This is a genomic window from Aeromonas sp. ZOR0001 (genome assembly GCF_000801015.1).
Taxonomy (GTDB): domain Bacteria; phylum Pseudomonadota; class Gammaproteobacteria; order Enterobacterales; family Aeromonadaceae; genus Aeromonas; species Aeromonas veronii.
On the sequence record NZ_JRJY01000084.1, the window covers coordinates 1 to 9129 of the forward strand.

The 9129-nt window shown below is 51.0% G+C and carries 6 protein-coding genes and 1 pseudogene; 1 reads left to right on the plus strand and 6 read right to left on the minus strand.

All coding sequences use genetic code 11. The annotated features are described in order from the left end of the window. Positions 1–211: 211 nt before the first annotated feature. Positions 212–463: pseudogene (locus L972_RS11695) on the minus strand (recombinase family protein); the annotation flags it as partial. A gap of 238 nt (positions 464–701) precedes the next feature. Here L972_RS11695 and L972_RS11700 point away from each other — a divergent pair. Next, the gene (locus tag L972_RS11700) at positions 702–2528 is read left to right on the plus strand and encodes an SUMF1/EgtB/PvdO family nonheme iron enzyme (RefSeq protein WP_047438406.1); all 1827 of its coding nucleotides are present in this window, start codon (positions 702–704) and stop codon (positions 2526–2528) included. A gap of 1104 nt (positions 2529–3632) precedes the next feature. Here L972_RS11700 and L972_RS11705 read toward each other — a convergent pair. From L972_RS11705 to L972_RS11730, 5 genes are all read right to left on the minus strand, one after another. Next, positions 3633–4127, minus strand: a complete 495-nt coding sequence (locus L972_RS11705; RefSeq protein WP_047438409.1) for a hypothetical protein — start codon at positions 4125–4127, stop codon at positions 3633–3635. A gap of 338 nt (positions 4128–4465) precedes the next feature. Further along, entirely contained in the window at positions 4466–5977 is a 1512-nt protein-coding gene (locus L972_RS11710; RefSeq protein WP_052200055.1) for a helicase RepA family protein, read from the minus strand. Between the two features lie 504 nt (positions 5978–6481). Beyond that, on the minus strand, positions 6482–6727 hold the full coding sequence (locus L972_RS11720; protein ID WP_047438419.1) for a hypothetical protein: 246 nt from the start codon (positions 6725–6727) through the stop codon (positions 6482–6484). A 121-nt stretch (positions 6728–6848) separates the two neighbouring features. Then, positions 6849–7856 (minus strand): hypothetical protein, encoded by a 1008-nt coding sequence (locus L972_RS11725; RefSeq protein ID WP_047438413.1) that lies wholly within the window; start codon positions 7854–7856, stop codon positions 6849–6851. 98 nt (positions 7857–7954) lie between these two features. Then, the gene (locus tag L972_RS11730; protein WP_047438414.1) at positions 7955–8974 is read right to left on the minus strand and encodes a tyrosine-type recombinase/integrase; all 1020 of its coding nucleotides are present in this window, start codon (positions 8972–8974) and stop codon (positions 7955–7957) included. Between the last annotated feature and the right edge of the window lie 155 nt (positions 8975–9129).

Below are 9129 nucleotides of genomic sequence, written 5' to 3' on the forward strand. Positions count from 1 at the left end.
TTGATAGCAGGCAGCAGGTATTTCGAGATGATGTCGGCTTCGGTAAGGGTTGCTTTGTTGATGGGCGACACAGCGCACTCCGGTTTGAAAGAGGACTGGTGCTGATGTTCTCATGAATACGGGGATGTATGGGAGAGTTATGAGTCCAAAACTTGAGCAGGAACATACCTGAAGCGTTATCAAAGGAATAAGCACCTGCATAGATGGCTAATTACGCAGACCGACATGCTCGTTTCACACTGGCGGGCGAAATCCCGAAGTGTTCAGCCGTCAGCTTGATGCTAGCTGAATTCTCTTTGCGCCAAATGACAACGGCAGCATCGTCAATTGTCTTCTCCCGCCCCAGCGCCTTACCTTCTGCCTTCGCCTTGGCAATCCCGGCCATCTGCCGGAGCTTGATGTTTGAACGTTCCAATTCTGCAACAGCGGCCAACATGGTCAGCATGGCTTTGCCAATGAGAGTGGAGAGGTCGAGCCCAGATCAACTTTGCCTCGTTGACTCTCGTTGGTCGATTAGTTTAACCTTCATATCAAGGGCTCGGAGACGCCCTGCCGGGTCGTCGGCGCCGCCAACGCCGAAAGCAAGCTCTCCTCGTTTCGAAAGTCAGAACGACAAGTTATCAACACACTAACAACTCAACTTAATCACGATCCCATACTGGCGGCCTTGGGGTGGGGGATGATTTTGTTAGGAGAATATAGTGTCTGATAACCTCAAATTTGCTGGGCGTCGCCTCGGCTACCTCCCTTTGCGCGATGGCCACGCCATTCCTCTGCGCGGAATATCACCAGCGGACATTAAAGAAGGCGCGAAATCACGCGTGCTTCATCCCGATGCTGACCCCTTGAAACATAGACAGACGCTCAACGCTATTGTCGATCGCTTGGGCTTCGCCGGAGACTTCGGGACTTATCAAAATAATGGCTGGCCCGAGTTTCAAGCCTTCCTCAAAAAGCACCGCTGTACCAAGCAGGTTGGCACCTTTCCGGTAGATCATGGCGGCTGCATAGATCTTTATTTTTCAGAACATGGCGGCCCCACCCCTCGTGAGTTGGCTGACCGCATCTTCTTCGGCCCCCAAGAGCAGCGGCCTCGTCGGGTATTTCTTGGATACGGCGTGGACTGGTCCGCTTGGGATAACGGGAATGGCCATCAAGTCCCAGCCGCTGCAATCAAGTCCATCAATGCGTTGCCGGAAGTGGCAGCCCAGCTTGGCAAAGACCTGTTTGCACGACGGCTCGACCTGATGGGCCAGTGGGGCTTTCTGGATAACAAGTTGGTTGATGGCCCGCTTAGCACCATAGTCGACAAACGCTACTGGGAACTAAAGTACGGCCCCGAGGACCGGACGGCACAACATGCAAATACTTTTGCCGCAGTCCGTGCGTTCCGCGCCGTTTTTGACGCTCAGCCCGAAGGATGGATTGACGTACTTCCTTACAACAACCGACTCACCGTCCTACGCGCTCATGACGGTTGCTGGGACCTGTTGTGGCGTGATTACAGGGAACATGAACCGCCCAAGCCGGACAATTTGGCCGATTCATACAAATTGGCGATTGCAGATTTGCCATCAAAGTTGATGAGTGAAAGCGACTTGCGTCGAGCCATTCATTTCCGCCAAGAGTTCTGGGACGAAGACGAAGCCCACAAAGCGGAGCAAGCCTTCTACGACCGGGGCGGAAGCATGATGGAGCGGCAACTCACAACGTCCGTCGATGTGCGCCGCACATGGCTGACAGAGCAAGGCATTTGGCGATCACCAGAGCGAGCAAAATGGGCTGGGCCGCTACCAAACGGCTTCCATCTCGTCGAGATTGGAGGCCGCAAGCTGGCTATCAGCGATCTGATAGACCTCGCTTCATTCCGGCAGATGCTGGAGGAAACAGGCTTCCATGAACGACAGGGCGAGCGTAGCGAGCCTTGGGATCGCGCCAATGAAGGCGCCTCTGATGATGCTCCTGTCGGCGCATCATGGGTTGATGCTCAAGCCTATTGCGCATGGCGTGAACGGCAACTTGGTGTCAGCCTCAGGCTACTCACCCAGAAAGAGCTTCGCGCTATTAGACCGGCTTACTCCAAGCACTACGAGTCGATGGCATTTGGTGATTTTCCGTGGGAAAACTGGCCACCTCGTCCACTGGTAGAAGCAAGCGAACAGGCTATCCGCCAAGATGTGCCTTCGGCCGTCAAGTGGTCTGAGCCAAGGTTTCTGGAGCCCAATCCTGGCGTCACTGAATTCCCGCATCCCTGCGGAATTGATGTCAGCAGCTCTAAAGCCATCAACGGTGGAGTTCGCAAAATCTGGATCAAGGACTTTCCTCCACATGCGGCATGGGAAGAGCAGATTCCATGGACAGAACATCAGGGGCTCGAGTTCATTGATGCGTGGGACGCCTACGAATGGTGCCAAGAAAAGGGCCACATTAGCGGCCGTTTTTGGGAGGGCAACATAGGATCAACGTCCTGGGGGGCCTACAAAAATATCAAGGTCTCTTTTCGAGTAGTCATGGACATCGAGGGTTGAAGCGATGTTCAAAAACTCAATCTGTCTCAGCGCCAAAGGAAAACCTCGTCGCGCCTACCCAAATCAGCAATGTGCCGAAGAAGGCGCGCGATATGCTCTAGTATCATATGGCAACCGCATGATGCCCTACCATTGCGGCCGATGCAGCTCCTGGCACTTGTGTCCGGCAGATCGGCACACGCCAGGGCATCACTGCAGTGACTGTTTGAAGCAGGCGTATGCCTCAGAAAGTGCAGCGGTGCGACGTGCACTCATTCTGGAACGAGAACAGGGGGTATTACTTCGAGTGTATGAATGTCCCCATGGCGAGGGATGGCATCTGACGAGTAAACTTTAAACAGCGTGTAGCGGGGCGGGGCTTACGAGCCCCCCCCAAACTTTGCTTAGCGCGAACCTTCACCCTCGCGTTTCCATCGCAGGTAGACCGCATCACCTCACTCTTCTTGCAGCCCTGTGGCGGCCGAGCACCTTCCAGAGTAGGCCAAGGCAAAATGTGACTTTAATGGCCCCCTTTTGCAACCACTTCACAGACCGCTAGTGATTCGCAGGCGATTGCGGGGCTCAGATCATCACCACCTCCTCAGTTAGCTCGATTTACCTAAACGTGGCCCGATAGCAACCCGGAGGCCATCCACTACCACTTTTCGATACGACAAGGTTCAAGGGCACTCTGCAAATGATCACTCGTAACAGGACAAAGGGTTTTTCATTTTTGGGGGACGGTCGAAGAGGCGTGTGCGCTAGCCCCTACCAGCAATCCCTTGCTAGAACTGGCCTGGGGGCTAAGACGGGGGGCAATTAACCATAAAAAACGATCCTGGCTAGCCAGAAAAGGGATCGCCGATAGTAGCGAAAATGGATCGTTATGCAAAACGATCGCTTTTAATAAAAACCCTTATTTTACTGTGAGTTACTGCGATATTTACCGAGAGTAAGCGATCCTGTTTTTGCACTAGAGCCGTACAGTCAAAAGCGATCGTTTTACCACATTTGGGAATGTAAGCAGGGCTGTAGCCCGCATTCTTATTGAGTTATGCCAACCCGATGCCCACACAGGGCAATAATGATCGCCTGTAACACAAAAAGTGATCATTTTAGGGATGATCACTCCGGGATTATTTCCAACTCCCAACCCCATTGCTCATTTGGTGAGCCCTTAGGGTATGAGGCGAAACGCCAGCCCAATTGCTTCAGTACTGCGTTCAAGCGACGGAACACCATCCTGTGATTTGAATGACTCAGGTTGTAGAAGTCGGTCAGCTCCTCACAAGTCACACCGGGGTCTGTTGCGACGACCAGAATGTAGGCATGGTGCGGGTGCCACGCCATTGCAACGACAAGAGCAGCCAAGTGATTAATCGGCCCCAGCTTGGATATGGCATGGTCTCGCTCTGCTCGTTCCATCAATCGACGGTTAGACTGCCCGACATTTCGAGCCCAGGCATTACGATACCGAAAAATGTCTTCGACTCCCAGTGCTGGCTTGCACAATCGTTCTAGCTGCTTGCGCTGGCGCTCTGCTCGTTTTTGCTCCTTTAGCCGCTGCTTTTCCTCTTCCGCCATCTCTTTGGCGAACATCTTGTTAATCTCCGCGAACACTCGCCTTTCCTCCAAGTTGTGGCGTGCAGGACAAGAACATTCTTCCTCGTCACTCAGATGACTCGCCTAATCACAATGCTGAAATGCCTCATGGTCGGCTGCGGCATTCGGTACCATTTTGCTTTGGTTTCACCTCATCCCCCTCAATCAATCCTCACTTACTGGCACACCTCACCAGCGGGCGTTAGCGTTACCCAGTGAGGATGCAGCAAAGCCTGTATTGACGCGGACATGCAGGCGAACATGGACGTATATCGTCACTTTTTCTGTCTATAGAAAAAAGTGAGGATAAAAAGCCCCCGCCTCACGCTCCTCACCCAGCCTTCACTTTTTACTGATTAGTCACCTGATTTTACTAGCCAGATAACGTCGTCCTCTCGTTCAATTAGACGGTCTGCAATCAACTTGTTTCTATGGCGAGTACGGTTCCTTCTGTCATCCGTATTTGCTGCCTTCATGTGATCGATCACCCGCTGCCAAGTAGTCTTACCCCCATTGGCATTACACAGCTGACGAATAGCTCCAAACATTGCTTTGTGGTTCGCTGTCACGTTGGATGCGTTACCCAGTTCATCAGGCTCTATGGGCTCTCGGCTTGTATCCACCAGCACCATACTGGTGACATCATCACCGTCTGCATCTGAGCCAATAACCCGTTGTTTAAGATCATGAGCCCGTAGATCGGGTTCTTCATCATCCTTCATCTTGGTACATGTCAGAATGATTGATGCGTCCTCCTTGTTTTCACGTTTCAGCAGATACTCGGCATCTAATGCTGCTTTAAATGCGCTACTCCCCCGAGCTCCATTTTCTTCGTTCTTGCCGGTGTGGTGTATCAGCAAAATAGTGGCCCCAGTTTCCGCCTTAATACGATCACAACCGGCAATAAACGCCCCCATATCTGCAGCACGATTCTCATCGCCACCGCCAAAGCAGCGAGCCACTGTATCGACCACAATCAGCCTGACAGGCAATCCTGTATCCGCTTTGATCTGGATAGCAGCTAACCGCAACTCATTGACCTGAGCATCATCAGCCATAAATACTGGCTGGTTAACACGATATAAATTGGGAACGTCTTGCTGCTCGTGATACTCATCAGCCCACGCCTTAATACGACGCGGTACACCGACCCCACCTTCACCCACAATGTAAAGCACTGCACCTTGTTGGACTGGCCTACCATCCCAAGCCAGGCCGGTGCTTATATGGCAAGCAATTGAAACAGCAGTAAAGCTCTTAAAGCTACCGCTGGGACCATAGATGCTGCACATGCTAGACGCGGGCAACAACCCTTTGATTAGGTAGCTTTGTTGGTGGTCATAGCCGCTGAAGCCAATCGAAAGAGAAAGATTGGTTTGCAATCTCTTCTGGTACTCGAATTGCTGGTGGATATTCACAAGCGCCCATGGTTCAGCATTCCGATCAGGATGACCAAGATAGAGCTCTGCACTAGGAGCTTGTTTCAATAGCTCATCTATTAGCCGGTGCTGTTTGTTTACATGAAGCTGACCGCAGATATGCACAATCACCTTTTCCGTCGCATCTCGGTCAACCATCCGATATAGCTTCCCACCCTCATCAAGCTGGGTGGGTGATACATAAAGACTCACCACCGGTTGTTCATCAGGATCTACGGGATTATCAGCGGTAATCGCATGATTGAGGGCTCGCTGTAAAACCTCCCTCTGCCCCCCATGAGACGGCGCATGAGAGCCCGTATAAATCACAATCGTCCTTTGATCTGGGAGATCTCTAAATTTCACCAAACCATGTACTGGTGAGCTGGCAACCTGAACGTTCGCAGCCATATGGGGAATTCGCGCTATTTGCTGGGGCTGTGCGTTCATCACTCCCCCCTAATCAGAGCGGTTACCAACTCATTGAATGCCCGGTCATCTAAGCCTGCCTTCATTTGGCGAGCATAAGGACGAGTCACAACCGCAGCCGCTCCTTTGCATTGCGCTATAAAGGCGGCTCTCGCTTTTCGGCTGGTGAAGGCACTCAATACTCCGACACGGGAGCGTTTATCGGTTCTGGGATTGGGTGGTCCATAGAAGGTTTCAGTCTGGTTATCAGCGGCCCATGCAAAATAGATCATCGCTTTCCCTCCGAATCAGAAGACGAAGCATGGATCTCGGCCAGCAAGCCTTGATGGCCTTTATGGATTAATAAGTGAACTTTCATGCTAAAATTACCTCACACTCACTGGCTCCTTGGTCTGCAAACTGTCAGAGCCAGCGAGTAATCCGAAATGCCCTTACTGTCGCAGGTAAGGGCTTTTTTTCATGTTTTCCCCATGGGTTTGCACACCATGTTTGCCTATATCCGGTAACAGATGGATTCCCTGCGGTTTAATCATCCGTCGGGTGTTGTTCAGGCAGTCCACCAGCCATCCACAAGCCGAAGAGTTTGGTGTTCACAAACATCCGCTTGCCGACAATTCGGCAGCAACGTTCCAAGCCGGGCTTCTCGGCTCGCTTCCAGAACATGGCCTTCAGTGTGGGATAGTTAAATTGGGGGTAGTGCTTGGGGATTTCGGTCACAGGCAGCCAGTTGTTTAGATCTTGGCTAATTGCGATGAGGTTGAGGTCTTGCATATTGCTTATACTCCCTTTCATGTTGCTCTTGGTGTTCTGCGGTCTGGTCAGGGAGTATTTAACGCGATGTGATAGGTTTTCTTTTAGAACAGAAGTCAGCTCACTTCTGTTCTTGACTTTTTCATTCGTCTATCAGCTTAGCGGCACTAACGACGTTCGATGGGATAACCCCCCATGCTTTAGCAATAAATTGAGTCCACTCCTGAGCAGTCGTCTTTGTCTCACATTCTATTCCTAGGGCCATTAACTTAGTCTTCGCTGCTTTTACTGCATCAGGCTGTGACATTCGATTAATTGCTTCAATCTGGATATCACGCCGAATTGACGCTATTGAAACCTCTAAGCTCGAGATCTCATCTCCATACCATTCATCATTGAAGTCATTACATTCTTTCTGGCAAAACAAGTCTGTTAGCCTTTCTTCCAGGGACTCCAACGTCATTTCCAGAGCAGTCTTCGGACGCTCGCTAGAACGTTGCCCCTGCCGGGTGTACTGCTTACCCCAAGGCCTACCCAGACACGGATTGATCAGCGCTATATAGAGGGCCAATCTCATCACTGTATCTGCAAGCTCCCCCGCATTTATCTTTTTGAGCGGTACTTTAAAGCCCTTTCTTGGACCGAAACCTTGGTAATGCTCATAGGCTTCCATTGCTAGCAAGGGGATATCATCTTGCTGAGGAGAAATTCTATTTCGAGTACAGATCGCAGCCACCGGCTGACCGGCGCTACAATCGTCAATCACACTTTGAGCAAGGCAGCTCAATTCCAACTTAAGGCGCTCATCAGTCCATCCGATTTGCCTTAGCTTTGCGCTATACCAAATCGCCTTCTTTACCGCCTTCCGGGTGACAACCAGACGAGGAGTTTTATTTTCCCACCACCCAATATGACACTGGTCATTTTGGTGCTCGACCTCATCATCGGACGTTACTTTTTTGGCTGTGATGTCGATTGATACGCAGTCTATTAATTGACCATCTTTTGTAATCGCCAACCTCGGGCGGCCATTTAGGGAGAAGTACGGAATTCCTTCCTCTCCATCAAAAATGATGGGGTTATCATCTGGTGATTTTTGCCATACGACTAAACCCTCCAGAAAATCGCTGTTTATATATTGATCACTCATCTAGTACATCCCCAGACAAACAAAAGCCCCCCGCATCCATAGATGCGAGGGGCTCAGGCTAACATGTTCAATACATCTAAGCTGCACAGCCTAATTGATTAACCACCCATGAGATTACCAAATACCCGATCAGTGAGTTTGGCTTTATGGGCATTGCACAAATGGGAATATCGTTGGGTCATGGTGATCGACTTATGGCCTAACACCTCTGCGATCTCCAGAATGCTGGCACCGTTCATCGCCAACAAGCTGGCACAGCTGTGCCGAAGGTCATGAAAATGGAAATCAGAGAGCAACGCGGCTTTCTTCGCGGCCTGCCAATGGTAATCAAACTCGGTAAACGGTCGATTGAGGCCAGAGGGATGAGGGAACACAAAGCTGGCACCAATCTCGCGAAACTTGGAGAGCTCAGTAAGCAAGTCAGCGGTCAAAGATAGAATCCTCTGACTACCATTCTTGGTCACCGCCAAGTGAGCTGTGCGCGTGTTGAAATTAATGTCTGACCATTTGAGGCCAATCAACTCGCCCCTCCGTGCACCAGTGGTCAACGCCATATGAACCAGCATATGAAGTCGCTCCCACTTGCTCGACTTGGTGGCCTTCATCAATCGAGCAAGTTCATCTGTCGACAAAAAGCGTGTGCGAGCATTGTCTTCCCTCTTCTGTTTCACTTCCAGGCAAGGGTTCACTTTGAGGTCATAGCGATCACACATGTAGGCAAAGACTGCTGACAACGCTGCTTTGTAGCGGTTCAGGGTCGCAGGCGCTTTCCCCTCTGCCTCCAGAATCGAGATGGCGTTTTTGATCCGCTGGCGATTTACCTTGTTCAACGTCTTGTCGCCGAGATGTTCAGCCCACCAGCCCAGACGCTGTGGTACAGATTTGTCCCGTCCCTTGTGCTGTTCAAGGTACTCATGGATAGCTTGTTGAATGGTGGTACTGGTGAGGGTGACGTTGGTTAAGGCATCTGCCAGCTCGTCAGATACAGTGACCTGAGCCAGGAACTGCTCTGCGTCTTTTTTTCGGGTAAAAACTTTGGATACGCGGTTGCCGTTACGCATGAACTGAACGCGATATGACTTGCCGGTTTTTCGAGTGAGAACTTGGATGCTTGCCATGGGTTGAAACCTCTTGCACATAATTGCACATGAATGAGTGTTATCAACCGCAGAAACTTTGAGCAGGAGCGCTATTGAGCGCTATAACCTGTTGACCAAACAGAGAAAAGAATGGTGCCCGGGGTCGGACTCGAACCGACACGGTTATTCACCGG